Source organism: Silvimonas amylolytica (genome assembly GCF_014645555.1).
In the GTDB taxonomy this organism is placed as follows: Bacteria; Pseudomonadota; Gammaproteobacteria; order Burkholderiales; family Chitinibacteraceae; genus Silvimonas; species Silvimonas amylolytica.
In genome coordinates this window covers 1-24,361 of sequence record NZ_BMLY01000013.1, presented here as the reverse complement: position 1 = coordinate 24,361, position 24,361 = coordinate 1, and the positions used below count along the sequence as shown (strand labels likewise).

22 protein-coding genes are annotated in these 24,361 nt (G+C 55.7%); 11 read left to right on the top strand and 11 right to left on the bottom strand.

The genetic code is table 11. The features are described 5' to 3' along the window. Window positions 1-537 precede the first annotated feature (537 nt). The 4 genes from IEX44_RS20635 to IEX44_RS20625 all read left to right on the top strand — a co-directional run bounded on the left by IEX44_RS20635 (window position 538) and on the right by IEX44_RS20625 (window position 3,389). Entirely contained in the window at window positions 538-1,017 is a 480-nt protein-coding gene (locus IEX44_RS20635) for a hypothetical protein (protein ID WP_188698774.1), read from the top strand. 1,027 nt (window positions 1,018-2,044) lie between these two features. Beyond that, the gene (locus IEX44_RS21400) at window positions 2,045-2,338 is read left to right on the top strand and encodes a polymorphic toxin type 33 domain-containing protein (protein WP_505952482.1); all 294 of its coding nucleotides are present in this window, start codon (window positions 2,045-2,047) and stop codon (window positions 2,336-2,338) included. 1 nt (window position 2,339) lies between these two features. Then, window positions 2,340-2,723 (top strand): DUF4279 domain-containing protein, encoded by a 384-nt coding sequence (locus tag IEX44_RS20630; protein WP_188698771.1) that lies wholly within the window; start codon window positions 2,340-2,342, stop codon window positions 2,721-2,723. 279 nt (window positions 2,724-3,002) lie between these two features. Then, window positions 3,003-3,389: a hypothetical protein gene (locus IEX44_RS20625; RefSeq protein ID WP_188698768.1), complete on the top strand. Its 387-nt coding sequence runs from the start codon at window positions 3,003-3,005 to the stop codon at window positions 3,387-3,389. A gap of 406 nt (window positions 3,390-3,795) precedes the next feature. Here the strand turns inward: IEX44_RS20625 and IEX44_RS20620 are convergent, their stop codons facing one another. The 5 genes from IEX44_RS20620 to IEX44_RS20600 form a co-directional block, all read right to left on the bottom strand. Next, window positions 3,796-4,209: a hypothetical protein gene (locus tag IEX44_RS20620; protein ID WP_188698764.1), complete on the bottom strand. Its 414-nt coding sequence runs from the start codon at window positions 4,207-4,209 to the stop codon at window positions 3,796-3,798. Then, window positions 4,206-5,849, bottom strand: coding sequence for a DUF3631 domain-containing protein (locus IEX44_RS20615; RefSeq protein WP_188698761.1), 1,644 nt, complete (start codon window positions 5,847-5,849; stop codon window positions 4,206-4,208). Before IEX44_RS20615 ends, IEX44_RS20620 begins: the two co-directional genes overlap by 4 nt. 11 nt (window positions 5,850-5,860) lie before the next feature. Next, window positions 5,861-6,079, bottom strand: a complete 219-nt coding sequence (locus tag IEX44_RS20610; protein ID WP_188698759.1) for a helix-turn-helix transcriptional regulator — start codon at window positions 6,077-6,079, stop codon at window positions 5,861-5,863. Between the two features lie 265 nt (window positions 6,080-6,344). Continuing rightward, window positions 6,345-6,731 (bottom strand): hypothetical protein, encoded by a 387-nt coding sequence (locus tag IEX44_RS20605; RefSeq protein WP_188698756.1) that lies wholly within the window; start codon window positions 6,729-6,731, stop codon window positions 6,345-6,347. Then, the gene (locus tag IEX44_RS20600) at window positions 6,728-7,972 is read right to left on the bottom strand and encodes a tyrosine-type recombinase/integrase (protein WP_188698753.1); all 1,245 of its coding nucleotides are present in this window, start codon (window positions 7,970-7,972) and stop codon (window positions 6,728-6,730) included. Before IEX44_RS20600 ends, IEX44_RS20605 begins: the two co-directional genes overlap by 4 nt. 666 nt (window positions 7,973-8,638) lie before the next feature. On the opposite strand from IEX44_RS20600, the gene IEX44_RS20595 reads away from it, so the two are divergent. Both IEX44_RS20595 and IEX44_RS20590 read left to right on the top strand, forming a co-directional pair. Then, the gene (locus tag IEX44_RS20595; RefSeq protein ID WP_188698750.1) at window positions 8,639-10,219 is read left to right on the top strand and encodes a methyl-accepting chemotaxis protein; all 1,581 of its coding nucleotides are present in this window, start codon (window positions 8,639-8,641) and stop codon (window positions 10,217-10,219) included. Window positions 10,220-10,491: 272 nt separating this feature from the next. After that, window positions 10,492-11,331 carry a nidogen-like domain-containing protein gene (locus IEX44_RS20590; protein WP_229679377.1) on the top strand — a complete coding sequence of 280 codons (840 nt, stop codon included), beginning with the start codon at window positions 10,492-10,494 and terminating at the stop codon, window positions 11,329-11,331. A gap of 68 nt (window positions 11,332-11,399) precedes the next feature. Here the strand turns inward: IEX44_RS20590 and IEX44_RS20585 are convergent, their stop codons facing one another. The 3 genes from IEX44_RS20585 to IEX44_RS20575 all read right to left on the bottom strand — a co-directional run bounded on the left by IEX44_RS20585 (window position 11,400) and on the right by IEX44_RS20575 (window position 16,094). After that, window positions 11,400-12,293: a DMT family transporter gene (locus IEX44_RS20585; protein WP_188698747.1), complete on the bottom strand. Its 894-nt coding sequence runs from the start codon at window positions 12,291-12,293 to the stop codon at window positions 11,400-11,402. Window positions 12,294-12,443: 150 nt separating this feature from the next. Beyond that, on the bottom strand, window positions 12,444-14,561 hold the full coding sequence (locus IEX44_RS20580; RefSeq protein ID WP_188698744.1) for a TonB-dependent siderophore receptor: 2,118 nt from the start codon (window positions 14,559-14,561) through the stop codon (window positions 12,444-12,446). Window positions 14,562-14,792: 231 nt separating this feature from the next. After that, a complete protein-coding gene (locus tag IEX44_RS20575; protein WP_188698741.1) occupies window positions 14,793-16,094 on the bottom strand; it encodes a diguanylate cyclase domain-containing protein in 1,302 nt (433 codons plus the stop codon). A 331-nt stretch (window positions 16,095-16,425) separates the two neighbouring features. On the opposite strand from IEX44_RS20575, the gene osmF reads away from it, so the two are divergent. The 5 genes from osmF to IEX44_RS20550 are packed head-to-tail and all read left to right on the top strand — an operon-like array spanning window position 16,426 to window position 21,063. Continuing rightward, window positions 16,426-17,352, top strand: coding sequence for a glycine betaine ABC transporter substrate-binding protein OsmF (gene osmF, locus IEX44_RS20570; RefSeq protein ID WP_308423819.1), 927 nt, complete (start codon window positions 16,426-16,428; stop codon window positions 17,350-17,352). Then, complete coding sequence (locus IEX44_RS20565) at window positions 17,353-18,525, top strand: ABC transporter permease (RefSeq protein ID WP_229679375.1); 1,173 nt, start codon at window positions 17,353-17,355, stop codon at window positions 18,523-18,525. It begins immediately after the preceding gene. Further along, window positions 18,522-19,454, top strand: a complete 933-nt coding sequence (locus IEX44_RS20560; RefSeq protein WP_188698737.1) for an ABC transporter ATP-binding protein — start codon at window positions 18,522-18,524, stop codon at window positions 19,452-19,454. The genes IEX44_RS20565 and IEX44_RS20560 overlap by 4 nt, the downstream gene beginning before the upstream one ends. Beyond that, window positions 19,451-20,260 (top strand): ABC transporter permease, encoded by an 810-nt coding sequence (locus IEX44_RS20555; protein ID WP_188698735.1) that lies wholly within the window; start codon window positions 19,451-19,453, stop codon window positions 20,258-20,260. Before IEX44_RS20560 ends, IEX44_RS20555 begins: the two co-directional genes overlap by 4 nt. A gap of 8 nt (window positions 20,261-20,268) precedes the next feature. Continuing rightward, entirely contained in the window at window positions 20,269-21,063 is a 795-nt protein-coding gene (locus tag IEX44_RS20550) for a phosphate/phosphite/phosphonate ABC transporter substrate-binding protein (RefSeq protein ID WP_229679373.1), read from the top strand. Window positions 21,064-21,111: 48 nt separating this feature from the next. Here the strand turns inward: IEX44_RS20550 and IEX44_RS20545 are convergent, their stop codons facing one another. From IEX44_RS20545 to IEX44_RS20535, 3 genes are all read right to left on the bottom strand, one after another. Continuing rightward, entirely contained in the window at window positions 21,112-21,963 is an 852-nt protein-coding gene (locus IEX44_RS20545) for a hypothetical protein (protein ID WP_188698731.1), read from the bottom strand. 196 nt (window positions 21,964-22,159) lie between these two features. Continuing rightward, complete coding sequence (locus IEX44_RS20540; RefSeq protein WP_229679371.1) at window positions 22,160-23,668, bottom strand: AMP nucleosidase; 1,509 nt, start codon at window positions 23,666-23,668, stop codon at window positions 22,160-22,162. A 108-nt stretch (window positions 23,669-23,776) separates the two neighbouring features. Further along, a complete protein-coding gene (locus IEX44_RS20535; protein WP_188698730.1) occupies window positions 23,777-24,163 on the bottom strand; it encodes an SEL1-like repeat protein in 387 nt (128 codons plus the stop codon). Window positions 24,164-24,361: the final 198 nt, after the last annotated feature.

Genomic DNA, 24,361 nt, shown 5'->3' with positions numbered 1-24,361 from the left:
TGCTGGGTTTGCGGGGTGCGTGTACGACGGTTTGCGTCAGGGTGAACTATCTATGCATATACGAGCGCAAACCCTTTAAGTGAAATGGATCCACTTGGATTGGCAGGTCGTGGCCCAAGCCATAGTCAGTCGTTGCGAAACAATCCCGATGATTGGCTTGGACCGCGTGGGTTTGAACACTGGCGTGATAATTACAAAAATGATGGAACTCATGATCAAAAGATGAAGGATCGTTGTTCAGAGCTTAGAAAATGGCAGCAAGACGTTTGCATCCTTGATTCAGCTACACAAGCGAAAGTAGATGCCGCTCGCCAATGGTGCGATAACAATTTCCCGCCCGGACCGCCGCCGGCTGTTTCCGGTCAACCTGGTACGCCAACGGCAGGGGCCCCGAGCTCTGCGCCTCCCGGTAGTTCGAATATGGATATGTTCCCTGCGGGATGGATGGTTGTTGGCGGGCTGTTTTATGTGTTGGCCCCCGAAGTGGCAGTTCCCGCGACAGCAACTTCTTACCTGTTTTCGCATTAAGGAAAAACAATGGCACCCAATGAGGAAAAACCCACAGGGACTGATGCATTATTCGCGACCGCTTATGCGAAATATATAAATGAAGAAGATATCGACGGCGCGTTGGAGCTTTGTAAGGAAATTCTAAGAGACACGCCGAGCCACTTGCCTGCAAGAATGTTGGTTGGCGCACATCTTGCAGATAGCAATGATCGGGATAGATCATTGCTTGGGCGAGAGCATTTTATGAATGCTGTAAAATTGGCTAGTGCACTAGATATAAAAAAATCATGGCCGGAAGAAAATCCTTTCTCCCAGATTGGGATTTGGGAAAGTGATAATGGAAGAAAGGATTATTCGGCACTTCTTTTTTTGCTAGATTTTCTTGCAACAAAGTCAATGTCGTCGAGGAATTTTTGCCTTGAATACATCTCCCTGATGTACGGACAGGATTTGGCGCAAGAATTCTCAACGATAATGGATAAAGCTGTCGATGTAGCCGCCTCTTGACATCAATAACTTCGGTAGAAATTTTATGCATATGTGGGCGGCAACCCGATTACTTATCGTGATCCGACAGGTTTGGATGCCTTCTTTGGTGGCCCTGGCGGTTATACGCAAAGCTATACGAATGGTACTTCAACCCAGCAGAGCCTTCCTGCGATGACACCTGTTTTCAGTGGGAGTGTCGGGGCTGGAGGCTCCGGCAATCTTGGACCGTTGGTGAAGGGGGCTGATTCGGGCGTCGCTTTTGATAGTCGCGGACATGTCTGTGGGTATGTGAATAACTGCACGGGCGCGGGCTGGAATGCATTGGGTGGCGGCAGTATTGGTGCGGTCATATCTACCGGCGTGGGAGAAGTGAGTTCGGGGATTTCCAATACTTGCGGTGTCTATGCGGGTGCCAATCAAATAACCGGAAATTCGGATGGTGTCTCACTTGGTCGGTTCTTGTATGGACCCTCCTATGGAACCGGCGCCGGTGCGATTAAATGTGAAACCCGTTATTACTGCTTGGGAAATTAAGATGGCAACTAATACTCTTAACCCTTATGTGATTGCTGTCTGGCTAATTGCATTACTTGGTGCTGTTTGTGGTTTTACCTTGGCCTGGTTTCATATTTGGGAGGGTGGCGCCACTCTTTCACGTGCTTGCATAGTTGTCGGGATCATTGCCGTACTTATTGGGAAAATAATGCGGAGAACGAATAGGTCCAACGAGGAATGATCTTCGCAAAATAAGACGACCCGGTACTGGGACAACAACGCCCACTCCTGCGGTGGGCGTTGTTGTTTTTGCTGTTTGGGGCCTGTTTGGTTGGGTGCGACAGATTAGTGTTGGCCGCCACCTTGGATAGAAAACACGCCTCTAGAAAAAAATTTGCCCAGGTGGTGGCTGCTGCGGGCAGAATGAGGCTGAAAGGCGCGTGGGTGCTGGGTTTGCGGGGTGGGTGTACGACGGTTTGCGTCAGGGTGAACTATCTATGCATATACTGTCGGCGATCCCATAAGTCAGATCGATCCAAGCGGTCTTGCAGTGAAATGCAAGACGATATTGAAATTGCCTGGATATGATGTCCAGAACTGTTCGGAGGACCATCAGACTCCAAGTGAACAGGAAGCCAAAGATGCGACCCGGATGTCAGATAAGGAACTCGATCGGGCATGCAAAAATAATGGCTATAAAGATGCGCATGATATGAAACGAGATTTAGGTCTCGATTCAAAAAGTGACATTTTTTCGGACAAGAATGGGAACATGTATTCTGGTCCCCGGAAAGGTACGGGAATACCCAAGTATCTGGATATGAATACTGAGGGGTGGAAGTGATATGAGTGACATACTGAAGATAGATTTTCAGATACTTGGTGGAGCAATTTTGCCAGAAGTCATTACCAGTCGGCTTGGCTTGGTTCCTGATGTAGCGATGTTGGCCGGTGGGCGTGATTCCGTTAGAAAATTGCCGCGACAGAATACTTGGGCTTTGAGTTCGTCTGTTGACTCGGATGATGTTCTGGAACATTGGAATGAGCTTGGTGAAAAATTGGTTTCAGTAAAAGATCAGATAAGGGATATTTCTCGTGATTGCAAAATTCGGATTACGATTGCAATCAGCAGTAAAGGAAGAATTCCCTCGATCATCATCCCTTGGGATATGGCCGAGTTTTGCGGTTATGTTCAAGCGGATATAGATATTGACCACCTGCAATGGTGATTAGTCTGTGTTCAAGGGGCTGAACTATGGTCTGTCCCGGTGTCCGTGGACACCGGGACAGACCAGGGCCGGAAAACGATGACTGCGTCCGAAAAGCGATGGCGACCTGCCAGGCTAAAGACTACAGCTTTACAGACCACAACTGCTGCCACTGCGCTGAAGATGCATTGACCGCATGCGGACTTTCGTTTCCGGCCAAAAAATGGCCAAACTGGCCTATCAACCCCGGCCCATTACCTGGTGAACCTGGTTGGCACTCCAAGTGGGATGACTTTAAAAATGGAAAATAAGATCACCAATTTGAAAAAAGCCTGGGGCGTGGGGGTAGCTCTTTTGCTCCTTGGGCATTTGTTTTGGTTTGTTATTTTGGCTAATTACCTTTATTTCCCCGGTCGTGATTTTCTGTTTTGGGGATGGATTCTTCTTTCGGCCATTGCTTTTGCGTTGCTCTTAAAGGGGGGTGAAATTTTCAACTCTCTTCTTCTCGGAGTGGCATGTGCGTGCATTGGAGGATTGTCGAATTTCGTTTTTGAACAATCAGGTCATGGCGTTGACTTTCATGGTGCTGAGTCCAGCATTTATCTGGCACTGATCTCTCTTCCGTGGAGCTTGGTGCTTTGTGGAGGTGCAGGGGTTGCGACCTGGTTCATCCGGAGACGAGCCTAGCCATACCTGTCAAAGCCCACCAGACGGTGGGCTTTGATTTTATGCATATGTGCGCGGTAACCCACTTTCGTATTATGACCCCACAGGTCAAGCAGGCGTTGCTGCACTTCCTGGTGCGATTGGCACAGCTGAGGCCGGTGGAGCAGCTGCGGTAACTCCTTGGGTTGCTCCTCTTGCACTATCTGGTGACACCAGCAGCGGCCCATGGCCTTTTAAAAAAAGTTTTTACAAGAATACTTCGCTCGCCGGTCATGTACTTTTCCCCCTGTAAAAAAGGATCCCCCCTTACCTTATCCGCAAGCAAACAGGCATCGAGCATGGCAGCACGGCTGAAATTGATGTGCATATACTAAAATTCTGTAAAACAGGCGTATCGGACTCATGCATGGCGCCATGCATGCGATTGCTACTTAACATTCTGTTTCCATTGCCGCACCGTAGCCAGAGCCACTTCCTGTGTTTCGCGTTCTGCCGCTGGAAACGCGAGTGCCAAGGTCTGCAGCCTTAAAGAGAGCCCGCCTGCAAGATGGTCAAGGTCCAGCTTCCGGCCGTAGTGTTGGCGCAATGCATGAATCGCTGAAATCAGGCCGTCCGGGTCAATCAGTTGTCCACCCTCGCCTGAACGCAACCGGTAGGGCAGGATTGCATAGGCTGGAGCCTCCTCCAAAAGGCTAACCACTTCACTCTTATGTTCGCGCAACGCCTGGAGGAATCCGGGACTAGCCGCCCTGCGGTTACCCGTCAGTTTCAGGTCCCGGCCTACCACAGCCATACGCAACCCCGATGTGTTTGCATAGTCGATGAGCTGGACGGCGTTCATATGATGACCTCCCAGTCATCATCGCCCGCCGCAGGCGGGATTTTGTCTCCAGTGACATCGTGCGTGAGCAGTCCGTTCTCAATCCCGCTTTCGCACTTTTCCCCGGTTTCCTTTTTTTTATCCGCTACAGCGCTACACGTACCGCCAATGCCTAATCCTAACGTTTTCTTATCCGCGACATCCGCACTCGCGTTGCGGATAGAAATATCCCCGGAAGCCTTGTCAGCACTGGTTTGTAGCGCTGTAGCGGATAGATCGGGCCGAGCGGGCAGATAACGGGTGAATGCGTCGGCAAAATGCTGAAGAATGTAGCCTTTCCTGTTGCTCTTCCCAAATCGGATATCCACCGGTTTGATCCCAAAGCCTTCGAGTTTTCGGGCCAGTTGTCGGGGCGTAATAGGCTGGCCCCGGTGATAGGTTGGCCAGATCGATTCGTCGTCCTTGCAGAGTTCCAGGATCAGATCAGCGCTACTAAGCCGATCCACCCCGGCACGCTCAAACGCATACTGGATATCACCGAGCAACTCTTCATTAAACCCCGGCGGCTCATCGTTGCTCTGGACAAGCATGAGGACCATATCCCGCACAAGCTGGGGCCAAGCTCCACCAGCCAGATCGGCCAGTGCCAGTAAAGGCTCCCAATTGTCGGCCAGGCGATTATTCAGTCCCTCCAGCGTGGGGCGCAGGTTGGCAAAGGTATCGCCCTGGTCCATTGGCCAGCGGGCAAGCTGACGTTTCACCTGGTCAAAGGGTGCCTGCTTGCTGTGGCGCAAATTCTCGCAGGTCTCACCAGGCAACTTGCGCCGCATCGTAAGGACCACCGACCGGCTGGTCAGAGCCTCAGACAGGCCACGCGCACTAATGCCGCTGATTGCTTTAGCACCCCAGGTGGAAAACCGCTTGGGTTCAAAGTTATCTCCCACCGCGCGGATGGCATAGGCGCTATCACGAGTATGGCCGGCGTTGATCATGCCGGTCAGTTCAGGATTATCGCGCATGAACGTATCGGCCTCGTCGATCAACAAGGTCGGCTGGTACTTCTCTACAAACCGGAAAAGCGCCGCAGCGGTGATATTGGCGACCGGCTGGGGCCGGTAGACCAGCTTCGCCATGGCATTCAATAGTGTCGATTTTCCGCAGCCCTTCTCGGGCGCGGTAATCAGCGCCAACGGCAATACGGTGGCATAGTCGGTGAACCAGGTCAGCACAACCCAGAGGGTAGCTGTCCGCAATGTCACCGGGTCGGCAATGACATAACGGCTGAGCAGCGCATAGACGGCATCCAGCAACACCGCACCACTGACGGCTGTCGGCCATGGTTCCACGTCTTCAAATTCAAGCTCTGAGCCCGCTCCTCCTTCGGCTTCATTTTTATTCAGTTGTTTGCGCAGTGTTTTGACCAGCGAGTCCAACCGAGCCACACGGACTCCTAGGTGTTTGGCCGCCAGCAGCCGAATCCGTTCATAAGCTAGGGGTTCCAGTCGGGACAGATTGCGAAGCATCTGATCGTCGCTGCACACTTCGGAGAAGGAAACAGCCTCCTTCTCGCTCGCCCCTGGAACCGGGGGCTCTTCTGAGCCGGATTGCCCTGGAGCTGGCGCAGTCTTGGCACGCCCGTTGGAATGGTCAGCGTTGTCCATGAGGTACCCGCTCAGGCGTTGTTCTTTAGCGACTGGATGAACTGGCGAACATCCCCGGCGCGCCATGCGACGGCGCGCGGGCCGATGCGCACAGACTTTGGAAACTGGCCCGCCTTCATCAGCTTGTAGATATAGGACTGGCTGACACCGAGAACGCGCTCGAGCGTGTCCACACGGAGCAGTTGTTCAGGATCACCTGTTACGGACTGGGGTTGCTTTGGTTTGCTCATAGTCGGCTCCATCGGGGATAACGAAGCCTCAGGATGACTATCGGCACGGCACGTGTCGGCATCAAACAAAATGCATTTTTGATTGATGCTGACAAAGCTCAATTTCTGTGAACATTATTTTTTGTTTTTTAGAAACAATGAAATACATGCCCACCTTGGGTGACCAAGACCGCGTAAACACGACTGGACGCGAAGAAATTTCCCGCTGAGTGGCAAAATAAAATCCCGGCAATATGCCGGGATTTGTCCTCCTGCGTGGGCTGTGCTATTCGGCCAGCCTTTTATTGCGGCGTTTTATCGCGGCGTAATACTTTTGCGCCTGACTGTCCTTGATGATTGAGCCGTTTGGATTCCTGTTTGGCCCCTGTCGAATGGTCGCTTCGTCTTCTTGTTGTTGATCTTCCCGACGCATCCTCTCCGCCTCAGTGTCAAACCGGATATCCTTGGCAATACGAGGGTCAATGCGTATCTGTTGCAACAGAGCAAGCAGCCCCTTCGCCCACGGGGCATCGATTGCCTCCAGTTCCCGCATTCCTTCATCCGCTATTGCCCTGTTCACTTCCCTCGCGGGCATCGCCAAGCGTGTCATGCGAGCCAAAGAGGAGAACGCTGCCAGTGGCGCCGCTAAGCTGCCACGCTGTTTGCCTGTCATGCAACACCTCGCATTGGCACAACGTTATGTGCTACAACATCGGCGGATCTACCCCCCAGAAAATCCGCCCATGCCTGCATCATAGGCTGACGCAGTTCCACCAGACGCTCGCGGTTATATGCACTCTCCACTTTATTGCTGACGGTGTGTGCCAAGGCCATTTCGGCCAGATCGCGGTCATAGCGCTGAGCGCTGGCCCAGTCACGGAAGCTGGAGCGAAATCCGTGCGCTGTGGCAACCCGCCCCGCTGTGCCGCTCGGGGCAGCCACTCGACGCAGGAAAGCGGTTAACACCATGTCTGACAAGGGCACCTGATCGCGCGGACTGGGAAAGACCAAAGTGTCATGCTGGCCCTGCTGGTGATGTAGTAGCGCCAGTGCACGGTCAGAAAGCGGCACCACATGTTGTATCTTGGCCTTCATCCGTTCTGCGGGAATCGTCCACTGCGCACTACCTAGGTCGATTTCCGCCCAAGTTGCGCCCCGCACTTCGCCCGATCGCGCTGCAGTTAATATCAGGAATTCCAGCATCACACGGGTGACATCACCACGACCGGCACCATGCAAATGTTTATCCACCCATGCTGGGACATCACGCCAGGGCATGGCCGGCTGATGCTGGACACGCGCAGCCTTGCCCGCCTGCTGGGGCAGCAGGTAATCAACGACGTCAACGGGGTTGGCAGCCACATAACCATGCGCCCAGCCCCATGCCATGACGGCGTGCATGCGTTGCTTTGTCCGGCTCGCCGTTTCAGCCCTGTCCAGCCAGATCGGCCGCAACACATCCGCAATATGACGTGGCGTGATGGCGTCCAGCGCAAGTGCACCGATGCATGGGAATGCATACCGAGTCAGGGTGTTGATCCACTGTTGCCCATGTTTGGCGTTTTTCCAGCCAGGTACAAGTTCGGCGTGCAGCGTCCGTGCCGCCGCTTCAAAGGTCGGCACCTTCGGGGTGGCTGCTTCGGTTTTTCGGGCATCCAGCGGATCAATCCCCGCAGCCAGCTGTTTGCGCATCGCATCCGCTTTTTCCCGGGCAGTGGCAATGCCGACTTCAGGGTAAGCGCCAAGACCTGCATCCCGACGCTTGCCGGTCAAAGGGGAGATGTACCGCAACATCCATTTGCCACGGCCTTTCGGACCACTTGGTATCAGCCGCAATCCGGTCACACCGCCATGAGACATGGGCCCGGTCTCCGGGCTGATGGTTCTTGCTTTGGTATCTTTCAGTTCTGACATCCACACACTCCGGAATCGGCCCCACACGTAGCCCCACAATAGCGAGTCATTCTTGATGAGGAATTATGAGGCAGTGTAGAACGTAAATAAACTTATGTAACTGAAATTATTCAACAATAGTTTATTTAGTGAGTTTTTGTGAGATATATTAAGGCGGTCACGGCCTCCGCCAGATTTGGAAGTATCAAAAAGCCCCGATGCGCATGCATCGGGGCTTTTTGTTTTTCACATTCAATCTGCACGCCTGCGTTGTAAGGAAAACCCCGCCCTTTCAGTCTCTGCACTGAAACCGCGGGGTTATACATCTCTGCCTGGTTACTCCTCAGATCCAGCGCTTCTCATTTTCAGCCCCCGTCGACGTTAACAGGGTGCTTTTTTTCAAAAACATGTATTTCGTTTGTCGATTCTGCAGCCAGCAGAAATAAAGGGATAAGCGGTTTATTAAGACTTGCTGAATTTGATTTGCATCAAATTTTCAGGCGCATTGAAACGACATACTGGAAGCGTCTGGTGTGCGTGTTGATCTGAATCAGGCAGTAGCGGCTTGATTTGATCCATTACCAAATCCTGACCATCAAAGTCAAAAAACAAAACCTGTCAGATCGCGCGTTGGATGCCATCCCGTTGGCACATTCAGCCAGATAAAAATCCTGATTGGAGACTCTGATGAGACAAAATCTGCCCGTTACCCAGGTCGAACATCACCTGGACCCCAAGCGCCCTGTGGTTACCAAGACCGACCTCAAAGGCACCATTCGTTATGCCAACCCGGCGTTTGTCGAAATCAGCGGGTTTACGGCTGATGAACTGATCGGCAACCCCCACAATATCGTGCGCCACCCGGACATGCCGTCTGAGGTATATGCCGACATGTGGCAAACGTTGAAGGAAGACCGCCCATGGCGTGGCATTGTGAAAAATCGCTGCAAAAACGGCGACTTTTACTGGGTAGATGCCTACGCCACGCCGCTCTACGAGCATGGTCACAAGACCGGTTATATGTCAGTGCGCAACAAGCCAGACCAGGCTGATATCGCGCGGGCCAATCAGTTGTATGCCGATATCCGTGCCCGCCGTTCGACGTGTCCACCGACCCGCATCAAAACATTACTGTCATTACGGACCCGATTAGCGTTACTGGCGGTGGTCCCGCTGCTGCTGGCCGCACTACCGCAAGCAGGTATGCCCGTCTGGATGGCTTTGCCGCTCGCCTTGATTGCCGCTCTGGGCTTGGGCATATGGTGCTGGCAGGGCTTTAGCGCACCGCTGGGTCTCTCCCGTCGGGTGCTGCATGAGTTGTCACAAGGGAATTTTCGTTTTGATGCCAGCCTTGTTGCTGCCAGCGAATTCACACCGTTGCTGGTAGCGCTCAAGTCCATGCAGATCAACTTGCGCGCCATCATCGCCGATATTGTTTCTGCGGCGGCAGACCTCACGCATCGTACTCAGTCAGCACAGCAAGAAGTCTCTAGCGTGAGCGAACGCGGCAATAGTCAGGCCGAAGGTGTGGCCTCGGTCGCAGCGGCCTTGCAGCAACTGGCGGTCTCCGTCAAAGAGATTGAGTCGTCCACGACGTTGGGCGCACAACACGCGCAAACCACAATGCAACTGGTCACCGAAGGGGATGCATCCATGCGGACCTCTCACACCATGACGCAGGAGGTGGTTGATCGTGTTCATGATGCCCAGGCGCGCATTGATGAACTCAACAGCGGGATTGGCCAGATTGGCCGGGTAACGGCGGAGATCCGGGGGCTGGCCGACCAGACCAATCTGCTGGCGCTCAACGCCGCCATTGAAGCAGCCCGCGCCGGCGAACAGGGTCGCGGTTTTGCCGTGGTGGCCGATGAAGTACGCAAACTGGCCGAACGGACCGCCACCAGCACGGTCCACATTGCATCCTCAATCGAGCGCGTCGTGCAGCAATCACAAGCAGCACTCGCCGCCATGCAACTGGCAACGCGCCACGTCGAAGAGAGCGTGAGTGCCATTGAACACAGCAGCGAAGCGCTGGCCGCTATCAAGGCCTCCAATACCGAAGTCGCCCAATCCTCGACCGTCATCTCGGACATGGTCTGCCAGCAGAGTCAGGCTTCGAGCGAAATGGCGCAGCACATGGAACGGATCAGCGTATTGACCGATGGCAACCGACATAGCGCGGAACGCGCGACCGAATCCATGCGGGCGCTAGCCGGTACCGCAGAAGAGCTTCATGCCTTAGTACGGCACTTTGAAGGAAGCTTGTAAGCATCCGTCTGTCTGGCGCTTGCCTGGTGCAGTCACCCTCAAACATGCAGCGCATGCGCCGGCAAGCCCCGACATGCATGATTTAGTAGCATATTAAAATTTAATTATTTTACACCAGACGCACGGATACATTAATTTACAAGTAAGTTGCGTATAATTTCCCGGATAAAAATGGCAGAAAACCAGCGGCATCTGGAATCTGCCCGTAGTCTGAGGCCGGCAGTTTGAACAAGCCGGTATTTAAGTTTGTTAGGGAACTCCGAGGAAATATCATGTTACAAAAGCGCATTGCGATCGCGGCTGCCACCACGATCATGTTATCGACCGTTGCCCACGCGACGGTCAGTATCCTGCCAGACTCTGCCCTCACGCCTTCAACCTCATACTTCACCGACAATCTTGGCACAGACACGCTGCCAGCCAATGATGACAGCTCTACAGGTCTGATCAATCTGGGCTTCAATTTCACTTTGTATGGCACGACCTACACGAGTCTGTACATCAATAACAACGGCAACGTGACATTCCTGACGCCACTCAGTGCTTACACGCCGACCGGGCCGACCGGCGTCGATGTTCCCATCATCTCCCCATATTTTGCCGACGTGGACACACGTGGGACCGGGAGCGTGCATTACCGGGATGACGGCGGCACCTTGTACGTCACTTGGGATCAGGTGGGTTACTTCGACCAAAGAACCAACAAAGTCGATAGCTTCCAGTTAGTGCTGCGGGGCGATGATACGGTCGTCCCCATGGGTGAGGGCCAGATCGGCTTCTTCTACAAAGACATGGCCTGGACCACTGGCGAGGCGACATCCAGTGGCGGCGTGAATGGTCTAGGTGGCAACCCGGCCGCGGTGGGCTTTGGCAATGGCGCTGGTGATGCCCAGGTTCTGGCCTCCTCCCAGGCAGATAACATCAACCAGGTCGTAGCAAACAGCCATATCTGGTTCAATGTCGGTAACGGTGGCGTCGTGGTCGTGCCGTCGGTACCGGAGCCTGAAACCTGGGCGCTAATGGGGATGGGCGTTGTGGGCTTGATTGGTGCAGCCGCCCGCAAACGCCGCGCAGGCAAATTGGCCACGCCGGATCAGACTGCTGCAGCTTGAGTTGAAACAAGCGGTTAGATGATCATGCAATGCCGCCCAAAAAGGGCGGCATTGTTTATGGTGCCCTGTTAGGGCTGTACAGGTTCCACCGTCTTTTTCGGGGCGAATTTCAGTTCGCTGACCAGTACTCCGGCCACAATTAACGCACCGCCAAAGATAGCCAGTGCGGGCAGGCGATCACCGGCGATACGGCCAACCACGCCACCCCAAACGGGTTCACCTGCGTAAATGACCGTTGCCCGGGTCGGCGAGACGGTTTGCTGCGCCCAGTTCATGGTGAGCTGGATGACCATACTCATCACGCCCATGATCAGCACCGGCAAGGCCCAGTACCAGGAAAAAGCCGGGACCACCTCACCAGCAACCGGCATCATCGCCAGACTCAGGCCGCCGGCGACCAACAGTTGTACAACCGTGACACGCCGACTATCAACGCGCCCGGCAAAGCGGCCGATCAGCAGAATCTCGCCCGCGACGGCCACAGCGCATAACAACGTCGCCACTTCACCCGGGCCAAAGCTGAGCGAACCGGCTTGCGGGCCTGACAGACAAATCAAACCGGCAAAGGCCAGCAGGATGCCAATCCAGCTCATCAGGTGAGGCGGCCGGCCCATGACGAGCCATTGCACGAGCGGCACCATGGGGACATACAGCGCTGTGATAAACGCAGACTGACTGCCAGTAATGGTTTGCAGACCGTAGGTTTGCAGGCCGTAGCCCAGAAATATGGAGACGCCGATCAGAAATCCGGCACCGAGTTCCAGGCGCGTCAAACCGCGCAGGTGGCCCCGGCATAACACCAGGCTTAAAAGTCCTGCCCAGCTAAAACGCAAGCCCACAAAAAACAGCGGGCCAGCATGTTGCATGGCCAGGTGGACCACAAAAAACGTACCGCCCCAAAATACGGTAACAAGGATCAACGCCAATTCCTGGCGACTGGGCAAAAGACTGAATGATTTCATGAGGAGAACACGGCTGACGGTCGACCCGACCATGCTGGACGATACGGGCTTTGTTTGATTTGTGGCAATGCGCGTTAACCGTAACACGCTGTCCCCTTAAAAACCAAAAAGGGAGCCTGCGCTCCCTTTGGGTTTGATCCATAACGACGATCAGAAATTGACCGCAGCGTTCAAGCTGATTGTTCGCGGATCGCCCGCCTTGACGTAGTTGGCGTACTGGAATTCCCAGTATTCGCGGTTGGTCAGGTTGTTCAGCGCAGCGCGGAACGTATAGTCGTACGCCCCGGCATGCAGGTTGTAGACTGCCCCCAGATTGAAGATGGTGTAACCACCCGCATTCAGATTGCCTGTCGGCGTAATCATGGTGTCGCCCGTATATTTGCCATCCAGACCCAGTTTCAGGCCAGGTACGCCGGTAACCTTGTATTCGACCTGCCCTGCTGCGACAAACTCAGGCGCGCCGGCAACACGGTTGCCACGATTGCTGCTGCCTTCGCCGTACCAGCTTTTCAAACCCATCAGGCTGCCGCCGACTTGCCATTGCGAAGCTGGTCGCCACGTGGCGGCCAGTTCAGCGCCCTGGTAAACGGACATGCCATCTTGCACGTACACGTTATCGGCATTGCCGTATTCAGCGCCGCGTTCGATACGGAACAAGGCTGCGGTAGTGCTGAATACGGTGGAGTCGTGTTTCAGGCCCAGTTCGTATTGTTTGCTACGCAGTGGCTTGAGCAGCTCGCCAGCGTTGGCGTAAGTGCTGGTGACGGTCGATCCCTGTTCCAGAGACTCGACATAGCTGGCGTATGCGGTCGTGGCCGGGCTGAATTTGTACATCAACGCGACGGTTGGGGTAGCGACGCCGTTTTTGTCATAGCTCGCTGTGCGGGCACCATCTACGCCGAACGCGTTCTGTTCGTAGTGGGTGTAACGCAAACCCGCCAGCAGCGACCAATGCTCGCCAAAGCCCAGCGTATCGCTGGCAAACAGCGCCTTCTGGGTAATATCGCTGTCATGGTAGGTTTCCAGGCCCGCAATATCGCCCATGCTGTTGGTACTTGCTGAATAAATGCTGCCCGTACCCAGCAAGCCGTAAAAGGAATTGGCCCCGTAGTAGTTAGCCTGCTGCTGCCAGGATGCGCCTGCAGTAATCAGGTGGCTCACTGACCCGGTCTGCACCTTGCCTTCGGCCATCGCGTCCCAATAGGCAAAGCGGTTGGCTTCTTTGCCAATCCAGCGGTAGTCGCTGTAGCTGCCTGAGTTATCAGCCAGATAGAGCGTGCTTTCATTACGATCACGCGTGGATTCGCTGTAGCTGTAACGGGTAGAGAGGCGCCAGTCCGGTGTCAATTGATACTGAACGCCAGCGGTATAGAGTTGCAACCCGGTATAAAGATGCTGACCATCACTATTGAGGTTGCTGGTATCGCCCGGCAGCGTACCTGGCATGCCGTTTCCGGCATAGCTGGCAAAGCTGATCGACGCCGGCATGTTGTCCGAGCGGCGTTGCTGATACAGCGTGTTGAAATACGCCGAGAGCCGATCGGTAATCTGGGCATCCAGCGCCAGCGAAACCGAGTTGCGGTTCGTCGTGCCGCCATTGATGGTATCGCCACCTTCGTGCGTGTAATTGATGCGGGCACCAAACATGTTGCCCGGACCAAAACGCTGGCTGAAGTCGGCGTGTTCAGACAGTACGCTGTCTTCGGTATACCCGATGTCAAGGCTGCGCACGGGTGCGCCTTCTGCCTTTTTGGTCACGTAGTTCACAACGCCACCCGGGGCACCGAAGCCATACATGAAACCGGATAAGCCCTTGAGCAACTCAATACGTTCAAACTGTTCGTACGGCAGATTCACGCCGTAGCCAATAAATGGCAGACCATCAATCTTGTAGCCATTTTGCCAATCCAGTTGCAGGCCCCGCACCGTGAGGTAGCTAGCCCAGGCATTGCTGGCATCACTGTTATCAGACACCGAGGCGTCCCCGGCAAATACGTCACCCAACTTGCGCACCTGGCGATCGGCAATCTCTTGTCCGCTCACCACCGTTTGCGAGAACGGGGTGTCGATCACTTTGCGTGAACCCAGCGCACCGCCGGCCGATGGCGTAGCCAGTTCACTTTGCTGCGTGGCGGTGACAGTCACGTCTGGCAGCGCGGTAGTATCGTCAGCAAATGCCGGTGCGGCAAAACCGAGCAAAATGGCAGTGGAGAACGGGCAAAGCAAGGTGGCGCAAGGGGTTTGGGCCCAGCGTTGGCGGGTTTTCATGGTGAGTATCTGATATGTGCGGTTGACAAACGTCGCACATGTTAATGCGAATTATTCTCAATATCAATGATTTAATATATCAGGCAGTGCTTTATTTGTACCGCGTTAGATACATGACTCGATCGTTCGGGTTGAAAGGCGACGTCCTGAAGAGGGAAAGGCAGACGCCCCGGCGATCGGTGCCGGGGCAATAAGGGACGCAGAAGAATATAAAGCGATCAGCCGCGCGGCTTAGCGTGAGTCAGCGTTGCGATCCAGCCGGGCATGCTCTGCCTCGTTGTACAACACGACCTGATTGCGGCCGTTACGCTTGGCCTGATAAAGCGCCAGATCGGCGTTTTCCATCAGTTGCTGGGTGGTCAACCCAGGCGTCAATGTCGACACGCCCGCACTGAAGGTCGCCTGGAAGGTCGCATTATTGCCGTTTTGCGGAAACGCCCGGAACTGCTGGCGCACCGCGTCGATATAACGTGACGCCAGCACCGGTGCAATACCCGGCAACGCAATACCGAATTCTTCGCCACCATAACGACCGATCAGTGCTTGCCCCGGTGCGGTATGGCGCAAAATGCGCGCGAGACTCTGGATCACGTAGTCGCCGGTCAGGTGCCCGTACTCATCGTTAACCGATTTGAAATGATCAATATCGATCATGGCAAAGGTCAGATGGTCGCCATTGCGGGCACAGGCCTGGATGGCCTGGTCCAGTTGCTCGACCAGTGTGGTGTGATTCAGCAACAGCGTCAGGCTGTCACGCGTCATCCATTGCCGCAAGCGACGATAACGCTCGCAGGTGATAGTGACCGCAGCGACCAGTTCTTCCGGTGGCGTGTCTTTCACGAGGAAGTCATCCCCACCCATGCTGCGCGCCACCAGTTGTTTGTTGCGGCTGATTTCGGTCGAGAAAAAGATGATCGGAATACCATCAAACCGGGGTTGCTGACGGATGATGTGCGCCATCTCGTTGCCGGAACACTCTGGCATATATACATCCAGGATGACGATCTCTGGCCGATGGCGCTCCATCATCAACAGCACATCCAGCGGGCTGCGGGTTTTGAAAACCTCCATCCCCGCGCCGCGCAACACTTTGTCCAGCCAGTGCAGCATGGCTTCAGAATCATCGACCGCCAGCACCCGGAAAGGCTCCGGCCGCCGCTGATCAAGCAATTCATCCAGTCGCACTACCAGTTTCTGAAGTGGCAATGGTCGAGCCACGAAATCGGTAATACCCAGCCGCAGTAGCACAATCTGTCGGGAAACCGGCTCGCCTGCCGACGAAAGAAACAATGGCCCTTTGCTCAAACGCTTGATCAAAGGGACATGGAATTCCAGATCCAGCCCTTCAGTCTGGGCATCAAGGATGACCGCAAACGGCGGCTTGCTGTGCATGCCAGCCAGCAGCGCCGTGGCGTGGTCGAACACGGTGGTTTCAAAGCCGAACACCGCCAGTTGTTTAGCCACCGGGGCAAGATCGGATTCCCGCCCGGTCAGAAGGTAAACAGCGGTAGAAGTAGATGTTTCTGTATGCAAACCTGCGCTCCGCAACACCGGCAAAGGAACGCCGCCGGCATGGCTGTGGTGAACTATGAACTTAGCACAGGCTGTACACCTGGCTCTGGTATATCAGGACGAGCGTCGTATTAAAACATCGTGACAGGCGGGTTACAGCCCTCTTCCCGCCCGGAGACGCCGCTCGCCGTGTCGGCTCTGCCGGTTATCCGTGATCTGGTGGCAGTTTGCTGTGGAGCGACTAGGTTAGTGTGCTGCGTTTAAACCTGCCTGATGGACTTTTTTGTCGGCACAGATGCCTCTCAAAGACTAACCTCAAGCCTGTATCCCCAGAAATCCGAAGGAAAAACCAATGAATTTGCGAGTTTGCCGCCGCACCCTGTTGGGCATGGTTCTGACACTGTGCGTGTCCGCAACCGGGGCGCAGGCTGACACCGCCGTGCGCGTGGGTTCCAAGATCGATACCGAAGGCTCATTGCTGGGCAATATTATCCTGCAGGTCTTGCAAGCCAAAGGCATCAAGACAGAGAACAAGATCCAGCTAGGTACGACCAAAGTCGTGCGCGGGGCCATCACCGCCGGTGAGATTGATATCTATCCGGAATACACCGGCAACGGCGCGTTTTTCTTTGCCGACGAAAAAGACCCGGTCTGGCGTGATGCCAAAGCAGGCTATGAGAAAGTAAAAACGCTGGACATGCAAAAGAACAAACTGGTCTGGCTGACTCCGGCGCCGGCCAATAACACCTGGGCTATTGCGATTCGCAAAGATGTCGCTACCCGTAACAAGCTCAAGTCACTGGCGGATCTGGGCAAGTGGATCAACGGTGGCGGCAACTTCAAGCTGGCGGCCTCCGCTGAATTCATAGAGCGCCCGGACGCCCTGCCCGCTTTTGAAACGGCCTATGGCTTCAAGCTCAAGCAGGATCAACTCCTCACGCTGGCCGGCGGTGATACCACGGTCACGATCAAAGCCGCTGCCGAGCAAACTTCTGGCGTCAACGCGGCCATGGCTTATGGCACAGATGGGCCGGTCGCCGCGTTGGGTCTGGTGACACTGGACGACCCCAAAGGCATCCAGCCGATCTACGCGCCAGCGCCCGTCGTCCGCGCAGATGTACTGACGAAATATCCTGCCCTCAAAGATGCGCTGACCCCGGTATTCCAGAGCCTGGATAGCCGCACGCTGCAAACACTGAATGCAAAGATTGCCATTGAAGGACAAGATGCCAAAACAGTCGCGGCGGACTATCTCAAACAGAAAGGCTTTGTGAAGTAAGTGCAGGTCTGGCAGGCAGGTCTGATCAAAAACCGGGTTTTGCTGGTGCTGTGGCTGGCAGGCGCACTCAGCGCCGCGCTGCTGCCCTTGCTCACGCACGCGCCCAACCGCCTGGTCACCGGCAAAGGCATCTCATTTGCTGCTGTGCTGAGCGGTTGGCATGGCTTGGTGTTAATTCCGGCTCTGGTTTTGGCGATCGCCCCTTTCTGCCGGAAGCATCCGTTGCGCGATGGCATCGTGTTGCTGGCTTGCGCATGCTGGTTATCGGGTCTGTTGGCTTTGGCCGGGCATGAGGCACAACAACTGGCCCTGACTGACTCCAGCTATAGCCGCACCTCTTTTGGTGGTGGTGCGTGGATATTATGGGGACTGGGCTGGCTGGCCGCTGCCGATGCGCTGGGGCAACTCAAGCTGGGTCCACGCAATACAGTGCTGGTGGCCCTGGCCGTGCTAGCCCCGGGTATCGGGTTATTGTTCTCCGGTCAGTTGTCAGCGCTTTCTGTGCTCAAAGAGTACGCCAATCGCCGGGACGTCTTTGACGCGGCACTCAGCCGCCATCTTGAAATCGTCTCCGCGACGCTGGTCCCCACTTTGCTGATTGGCGTGCCGCTGGGTGTTATCACATTTCGCCGGACCTGGCTGCGCGGGCCGGTATTTTCGGTGCTCAATCTGATTCAGACCATTCCGTCGATCGCGCTGTTCGGCCTGTTGCTAGCGCCGCTGGCCGCCTTGGCGACCCATGTGCCGCTGCTGGCCCAATGGGGTATCAGCGGCATCGGTGTCACGCCTGCGGTGATCGCTTTGACGTTGTATTCACTGCTGCCCATGGCGCGTGGTACGGCAGCCGGATTAGCGCAAGTACCCGCTGCAGCGGTCGAAGCGGCGCGCGGTATGGGTATGTCTCCGCGACAAATCTTCTGGCAGGTTGAGGTTCCGCTCGCCCTGCCCGTCCTGCTATCTGGTCTGCGCATTACCACGGTGCAGGCCATCGGTCTGACTACGGTCGCAGCCCTGATTGGTGCAGGTGGTTTTGGCGCGATCATGTTTCAGGGTTTGCTGAGCAGTGCGCTAGACCTGGTTTTACTGGGGGCAATCCCGGTGATCGCACTGGCGATCGCTGCCGATGCACTGTTCAAGTTGCTGGGTTCCGTATTGGGAGAACGCGGGCAATGATCGAGTTTGAACGCGTCTGCAAACGTTTTGGCGATTTCGTCGCGGTGGATGATCTCTCGTTACGGTTGGCTGATGGAGAGTTCACCGTCCTGATCGGGCAATCCGGGTCCGGCAAATCAACCACGTTGAAGATGATTAACCGGCTGGTACCTCATGACAGTGGCCGCATCCTGTTTGCCGGCAAAGAGATCAACGGCTTTCGTGAAGAAGATCTGCGTCGGCGTATGGGTTATGCCATCCAGTCGATTGGACTGTTTCCGCACTGGACGGTCGCCCGGAACATTGCGACCGTGCCAGCCTTGCTCAAGTGGCCCAAGGCGCGCATTACCAGCCGTGTGGAAGAGTTGTTGCAATTGTTGGGGCTGGACCCGGCCGGGTTTGCTCATCGCTACCCGCATCAACTTTCAGGCGGGCAACAACAACGCGTCGGTGTCGCGCGGGCGCTTGCAGCAGATCCGGAAGTCTTGCTGATGGATGAACCTTTCGGCGCACTGGACCCGGTCACACGCAGTGCCTTGCAGGCCGAAATTGCCCGTATTCATCAGGTTTCTGGCAAAGCCATTGTGCTCGTCACGCATGACATCGACGAGGCCTTGCTCCTGGCCGACCGCATTGTCATGCTCGATCAGGGCCGCGTGGTCCAGGACGGTACGCCCCGCCAGATATTGCTGGAGCCTGCCAGTGACAGCGTGACCCGTTTCGTGGGCCGTAGCGAAGTCGGGCTTAAACTCCTCGGGCTGGATCAAGTACATAGCCGCATGCGCGCGCCCATATCAGCATCCGCAGAGGGCATATCCCGCAGCGCCACGCTGCGTGAGGCACTCTCTGCGCTCATTGCCAGCCACGCCGAACAACTCCCGGTACTCGATGAACATGGCCAGACCGTCGGCAGCATTCATGTTGCTGATCTGCTGGATGTCACCCGATGAACCCTGCCCCGCCACGCCGCTGGTGGCTCGACCCACTTCTCTGGACCGGCTTGCTGTTCCTGGCACTTACGTTCGGGATGTCGCGACTGCAACCCCTCTTTCACACGCTGTTTCCTGAACAAGAACGGCCAATGTATCTACAAGCCACGTTCCCCTCGCTAGTGCTGGCGCATGTGCTGATTGTCGGGCTCTCCAGCCTCATTGCCGTGGTGGTGGGCGGCGGCGCGGGCTTGCTGGTCACCCGTGACAGTGGCCGGGATTTTCGCTCTTTACTGGAAACGGTTGTCGCGATCGGTCAAACATTTCCCCCCGTCGCAGTACTGGCGGTCGCCGTGCCTTTGATTGGCTTTGGCACCACACCAGCCGTGATTGCTTTGGCGCTGTATGGCTTGCTACCTGTCGTCCAAAGCACCATTGCCGGGCTAGAGTCGGTGCCGCAACCCGTATTGCAAGCCGCTCGCGGGCTAGGCCTGAGCCGCTGGCAAATATTGTGGCAGGTCGAATTACCGCTGGCGCTGCCGGTGTTGCTGGCCGGTATACGCACCTCCGTAATCATCAATATCGGCACCGCGGCGATTGCTTCAACTGTGGGCACGCAGACGCTGGGATCGCCGATCATTGTGGGCCTGAGCGGCTTCAATACAGCCTATATTATAGAAGGAGCCCTGCTTGTAGGGTTACTGGCAGTCGTGACGGATCTGGCCTTTGAGCGTTTGATGATCCACTCACAACAATGGCGACTGGCAACGATGCCACGCAATCGCCCCATAACAAGCGCATCCCCTGCCAGTGCGCAAAGCAGATAGAGGCCGAGATGAAGGTTTCGTTGCCTATGTATTTTGCCGGACCGGGGGACACTGCACGATTATGGCAGGCGCTGCGGGCTGAGCTGATCAATCACGACATCACGAATACGCCTGATGAAGTGATCTGGCCGGACAATCTGGTAGAACACTGGCTGGACGCCGAGCTACTGCTTAGTCAAACCTGTAGCTATCCGCTCATGACCGTGTTGAAAGACAAAGTACAGAGCGTGGGTTATTTTCATTACGACGCAAAAGGGTGCGATGGGCCGTTTTATTGCAGCATGCTGGTCGTGCGTGATGACGACAAACGCATCAGTTTGAGTGATTTCCGCGGCACCACGGTGGCCTATAACAGTCGCGATTCCCACTCGGGTTATAACAGTTTGCGGGCGCTGGTGGCCCCGCTCTCTGTCGGCGGCCAGTTCTTTGGTCACGCGGTCGCGACGGGTAGCCATGCTCGCTCCATTGAGTTTATTCGAGATGGTCAGGCGGATATCGCTGCCATTGATTGCGTCACGCTGGCGTTGTTGCAGCGGCATCAGCCAGAGGCCGCCACAGGTATTCGTGTCATCGGGCAAACCGCAGCCTCTCCCGGTTTGCCGCTGATTACCGGCATGGCTACATCAGCCGATCAATTGTGGATGATGCGCCTGGCGTTGGCACACGCCTGTGCCAATCTGGATCAGGCCGCCGCGCTGACACCATTCGGCATTACCGGCTTTAGCGTGCTGCCTGATTCGGTATGCCATGTGGTCGCAGACATGGAGCAGGAAGCCGCCGACTACGGCTATCTGCAGTTATGAAAATGGCGGGCTCATTGGCCCGCCATTTTCCATGAAACGCGAGGTTTATCAGGCAGACGTCGAGATCGTGCCGCCAGTAGTACTGGTCGACGCAGTGCTACTGCCGCTGGCTGAGGTATCACTGCTGCCATCCGCATTCTTGGGGTTGGTCACGGCGCTGATGTCATCATCACTGAGCGTGACGTCCCCTTGCGGGATACCATTCTGTGACCATTTATCCAGCTCATTCATGATCACATCGTGCGTCTGGTTGCTGATGTCCGGTAACTTGCCGCCGAAGAACTGGGCCGCACTGTCAAAACCTTGCTGAATTGCATCCTTCAATTGAGACAGCTTGGCCGGATCATTCCCGGCGGCCGCTTTGGCAAAGTTCAGAATCCGTTCAGCCGTGTTCTTGATCCCAAATTCACCATCAGGCGATACCGCTTGTTTGGCTGCGTCGATGGTCTTGGGGTCGGCGCTCAGTTTTTGCTCGCCGCTGACGACCTTGGACCAGGTCAGCCCCTGCTGCTTGAGCATATTGCCCAGCATGTCGATGAACTGCTGCACCTTCTGGTTGGACTGGTCAATCATCGAAGCCAGATCCGTCGGTGTACTGGTCGTCGAGGTGCCGTCCGTGGCATCGGTACTGCTACCCGTGCCATCACTGCTACCCTCGGACGTGGTTGAAGCCGTTTGGCTCTGCGCCTTGCGCGGATCGGTATAGGTCAAGCTGAGTGTGGTTTGCGAGTATTCAAACGTGACGCTGTCCTGCGGGACCTGAAGATCCATCGGGGTGGCCGTGAGCGAGCTGTCCGGCATTTCAATGATCTGGCTGGCCGAGCTGGTCACGTCGCTGCTTTTGTTGCTGCTTTGCTGGGTTGCCTGATTGGTCTGGCTCGTTGTCGCGCTGATTGACATAGGTGTTCTCCTCTCGAGGCCCGCCGGGTTGGCACGGCAGGCCTTGCGTAAACGATTCACCCGGAAATGGACGCCGGCAACGCGGGTGAAACGAGCCGGCACACGGTTATATCCTGAGTATGTCGGCCGGTTGGATCAAAGCTTGATGGTGTTGCGTGTATCGGGGCGATATCTGGTAAACATCAGCCCGTATCCCTTACTGAAACGCGACTTCGGCAAAGCTGCGCAGTTTTCGGCTATGTAATTGATCGACGCTCTGTTCGCGCAACAGTTCCATGGCACGGATACCGATCCTCAGATGCTGATCCACCCGTTCCCGATAAAACTGGTTGGCCATGCCGGGCAGTTTGATCTCGCCATGCAACGGTTTATCGCTCACGCACAGCAAGGTGCCGTACGGCACACGGAAACGAAACCCGTTGGCGGCAATGGTCGCACTTTCCATGTCCAGCGCCACGGCCCGGCTCTGGCTGAAACGGCGCTGTGGGCGGTTATCAGGCAGCAACTCCCAGTTACGGTTGTCGGTACTGGCCACCGTGCCGGTCCGCATGATGTGTTTGAGCTCTGGCCCCTTGAGGCGTGTGACATCAGACACTGCAGCCTCCAGTGCAAGCTGGATTTCGGCCAGCGCCGGAATCGGTACCCACAAGGGGAGATCTTCATCAAGCACGTGATCTTCACGTACGTAGCCATGGGCCAGAACGTAATCGCCCAGTTGCTGGGAGTTACGCAAACCGGCGCAATGCCCAAGCATGATCCAGGCATGGGGCCGCAACACGGCAATGTGATCGGTGATGGTCTTGGCATTTGCCGGGCCAACACCAATGTTTACCATGGAAATCCCGCTGCGATCAGCACGAATCAAGTGATAGGCCGGCATTTGCGGCAGGCGTGGTGGCGCGGCGCCCAGGGCATCCACGTCTTCTGCCGCAAGACCTGCCCGGCGCGTGATCACATTGCCCGGTTCAACAAACGCGATGTACTCGCTGCCGGGGTCATTCATGCTCTCCTGCCCCAGACGGATGAACTCATCAATGTAAAACTGGTAGTTGGTGAACAGCACAAAGTTCTGAAAATGCTCTGGCACGGTACCGGTGTAATGACGCAGGCGGTGCAGTGAGTAATCAATCCGTGGTGCTGTAAACAAGGCCAGCGGCTGCGGCTCGCCCGGGCGCGGATCATAAGTGCCATTGGCAATGCCGTCATCCATGGCAGAAAGATCCGGCAGATCGAACATGTCACGCATCAACTGGCGGCGTTCCGGACTGAGTGTGCCTTCAATGTAATCATGTTCGGCAAAAGAGAAGTGAACCGGCATGGGCTGTGAACTGGTGCCCACCTCCAGTTCGCATTCATGGTTCTGCAGCAACAAACGGAACTGTTCCAGGTAGTAGTCCGCGTACAAATCCGGGCGCGTCAGTGTGGTCTCGAAGTAACCGGGGCCAGCCACAAAACCAAAACTCAGATGCGCGCTATCCGCCGCGCTGGATCTGGCTACCGTGTCAGTCTGGATGCGTACAAACGGATAGCACGCTCGGACGTGCCCGCCCAGGTCTTCCCCCGCGACAAAACGCTGCATGGCATCACGCAGGTGGTTAACACTGTTCTCGTAGATCAGCTTGATCTGGGCAAGCGCGGCGGCGGGATCGGTATAACGTGTCGGGGCAATAAATCTGGGCAGGTACGGCAGGGAACGGGAACTCATGCGGGCGCATCCACAAGACACAGCGTCAACAGACACCACGCAACAACAGGCGCGTGGCGGGAATGCATTGAGTCTAACGCATTGCTTATGACAAATACGAATGGTGTCTTAGTGGTAGCGCACCGGGCCCATTGCCACATACATGGCGGAATACGGGATGCGGGTTGCAGTACCGGGGCGCGCTGCACCATCGCACAAGGCGCGGAAGTACCAGACTCTCGCCACAAAATGCCGCCCTTCTGGCAACAACCCTTTGCTCTCGAGCAGATCACCCGTGATGATCATGCGAGCCAACGGCTCGTACGCGCCCGCATAGCCCTGCCGGGCTGCATGCAGCATAAAAAAGGCTGCGATAGCTTTATCCGGCGTCACGCCATGACCGCGCAGATACGCGACAGCCAGATTGAAACTCGCGCGTGCATGCCCAATGCGAGACAGATACCTCAGACTCTCAAGCGCACAATGCACCTCGTCCGAGTCCTGACTTTGCAACATGCGACCGGCAGCTTTAAAGAGTTCGAGGTGTGTTGCGTTGATTGCTTTTTCGTTTGCACCCATCACATGGCCCTGTGCACCTGCTGGTGGTTGGCAATGATTTAATGTATGCAAACGAAATGATTGAATGCAAATGACCGATGATCGGCAGCGGCCGCGCACAAAGCAAAACGCCCGTACAGGTGTCTGTACGGGCGC

Bases quoted from the DNA above. Each gene is read 5' to 3' on its own strand.
- IEX44_RS20595 (WP_188698750.1), top strand. From the start codon at position 8,639: ATGAGACAAAATCTGCCCGTTACCCAGGTCGAACATCACCTGGACCCC.
- IEX44_RS20545 (WP_188698731.1), bottom strand. From the start codon at position 21,963: ATGTCAATCAGCGCGACAACGAGCCAGACCAATCAGGCAACCCAGCAA.
- IEX44_RS20635 (WP_188698774.1), top strand. From the start codon at position 538: ATGGCACCCAATGAGGAAAAACCCACAGGGACTGATGCATTATTCGCG.
- IEX44_RS20585 (WP_188698747.1), bottom strand. From the start codon at position 12,293: ATGAAATCATTCAGTCTTTTGCCCAGTCGCCAGGAATTGGCGTTGATC.
- IEX44_RS20535 (WP_188698730.1), bottom strand. From the start codon at position 24,163: ATGTTGCAAAGTCAGGACTCGGACGAGGTGCATTGTGCGCTTGAGAGT.
- IEX44_RS20560 (WP_188698737.1), top strand. From the start codon at position 18,522: ATGATCGAGTTTGAACGCGTCTGCAAACGTTTTGGCGATTTCGTCGCG.
- IEX44_RS20550 (WP_229679373.1), top strand. From the start codon at position 20,269: ATGAAGGTTTCGTTGCCTATGTATTTTGCCGGACCGGGGGACACTGCA.
- IEX44_RS20590 (WP_229679377.1), top strand. From the start codon at position 10,492: ATGTTACAAAAGCGCATTGCGATCGCGGCTGCCACCACGATCATGTTA.
- IEX44_RS20625 (WP_188698768.1), top strand. From the start codon at position 3,003: ATGGAAAATAAGATCACCAATTTGAAAAAAGCCTGGGGCGTGGGGGTA.
- IEX44_RS20555 (WP_188698735.1), top strand. From the start codon at position 19,451: ATGAACCCTGCCCCGCCACGCCGCTGGTGGCTCGACCCACTTCTCTGG.
- IEX44_RS20630 (WP_188698771.1), top strand. From the start codon at position 2,340: ATGAGTGACATACTGAAGATAGATTTTCAGATACTTGGTGGAGCAATT.
- IEX44_RS20610 (WP_188698759.1), bottom strand. From the start codon at position 6,079: ATGAGCAAACCAAAGCAACCCCAGTCCGTAACAGGTGATCCTGAACAA.
- IEX44_RS20580 (WP_188698744.1), bottom strand. From the start codon at position 14,561: ATGAAAACCCGCCAACGCTGGGCCCAAACCCCTTGCGCCACCTTGCTT.
- IEX44_RS20605 (WP_188698756.1), bottom strand. From the start codon at position 6,731: ATGACAGGCAAACAGCGTGGCAGCTTAGCGGCGCCACTGGCAGCGTTC.
- IEX44_RS20615 (WP_188698761.1), bottom strand. From the start codon at position 5,849: ATGGACAACGCTGACCATTCCAACGGGCGTGCCAAGACTGCGCCAGCT.
- IEX44_RS20620 (WP_188698764.1), bottom strand. From the start codon at position 4,209: ATGAACGCCGTCCAGCTCATCGACTATGCAAACACATCGGGGTTGCGT.
- IEX44_RS20540 (WP_229679371.1), bottom strand. From the start codon at position 23,668: ATGAGTTCCCGTTCCCTGCCGTACCTGCCCAGATTTATTGCCCCGACA.
- osmF (WP_308423819.1), top strand. From the start codon at position 16,426: ATGAATTTGCGAGTTTGCCGCCGCACCCTGTTGGGCATGGTTCTGACA.
- IEX44_RS20600 (WP_188698753.1), bottom strand. From the start codon at position 7,972: ATGTCAGAACTGAAAGATACCAAAGCAAGAACCATCAGCCCGGAGACC.